The organism is Microvirga tunisiensis (assembly GCF_009296175.1).
In the GTDB taxonomy this organism is placed as follows: Bacteria; Pseudomonadota; Alphaproteobacteria; order Rhizobiales; family Beijerinckiaceae; genus Microvirga; species Microvirga tunisiensis.
Genome location: NZ_VOSK01000807.1, coordinates 1 through 1,143, shown reverse-complemented (window position 1 = coordinate 1,143; position 1,143 = coordinate 1). Strand labels below are relative to the sequence as shown.

1 protein-coding gene is annotated in these 1,143 nt (G+C 58.0%); it reads left to right on the top strand.

Annotated elements, in window-relative coordinates; genetic code table 11:
- Nucleotides 1-436 precede the first annotated feature (436 nt).
- Complete coding sequence (locus FS320_RS43785; RefSeq protein WP_152718702.1) at nucleotides 437-697, top strand: hypothetical protein; 261 nt, start codon at nucleotides 437-439, stop codon at nucleotides 695-697.
- Nucleotides 698-1,143 lie beyond the last annotated feature (446 nt).

Below are 1,143 nucleotides of genomic sequence, written 5' to 3'. Positions count from 1 at the left end.
CATCATCTCGCTCACCAGACTTTCGACGGTCCAGACAACCTCGATGATGCCATCCACGAGGCGGTCAGGATGCTCAATTGCGAACGAAATCGCCATCCGTTCGCCAACCACCGAATCGCTGCTTAGGGGCGCTCCAGAGAAATGGTCCGCCAGTGCTCTTTTCAGGAAGAGGGGCAACCGCCATATCAGAGGTTGGGCGGAGCTAGCGACCCACTGTACCTTGGGAGACCAGGGGAAAAACAGCTGACGGGGCTCTGATCCCGCGGTGTTCTAGACTCCACTGCGGGTCATCCCTTGAGCAGGCCCTCTCTGGCACAGGCTGGGGTGGGCCTTCCTGCATTCACCAATCGTACCAAGGCTGAGAACCTGACTGTCCGACGTGAATGCGACAGGACTCTCGCTTGCTCGACCTGCCGTCGGAAAGGAGGATTGCCTCATGCTCAAACTCCTTCATTGCATCCGACAGTTGTTCCGCCGGCGGCCTCCCGCTTCCGGCCTGACAGTGATCGAGTACGAGGCCGTGTCTCTGATTGCGTATGAGGGGAGGGCTGCTTACGAGCGAGCGCGGGAGCAGGCAGAGTACTGCCTCTCCCGAGGAAGCGAAGCGGGCTGCCGGTTCTGGTCAGAGGTCGCCGTTGAGGTCGCCCGCCGGACAGGCAAGGTGAACACGGGAAGGGCGAAGGAACAGCCGCGGTAAATAAGTAAGCCTTGCCTATGGGCCTCGTCTACGCGAGCATCAGCTTCCCAAGCTGAATGTCGTGGGTTCAATTCCCATCGCCCGCTCCAATCTTTCTATAGAAATACAGAGACTTAGGAGGGCTCGGTTCTTGGCGAGCAGCCCTCAAAGATCTGCATGATACAACGCTGATACAACAATCCCGCTGTCCAAAGCTCGAATCGCTGCGTCAATCTGGCCTCCAACTGTCCAAGGTTCGGGAGAATGGTGTGCTGAAGAAGTGGACCTCAGGGTTCCAGCTGGCAGTGCTTGTAGATGAGTCTCGATCACGCTTGTGACAGTAATTACCCAGGCCCTTGCGCCAACTGGGATTCGCTGATTCCCTGCTGGTATGGGCCGCGGCGATCTTGAACGTTTGAGCAAGGAAGAGCTGATTGAGTTGGTGCTGCGGCTGCAGCGGCCGCAAA

What these genes read in the sequence shown, in the direction of transcription:
- FS320_RS43785 (WP_152718702.1), top strand. Translation starts at nt 437, where the DNA reads ATGCTCAAACTCCTTCATTGCATCCGACAGTTGTTCCGCCGGCGGCCT.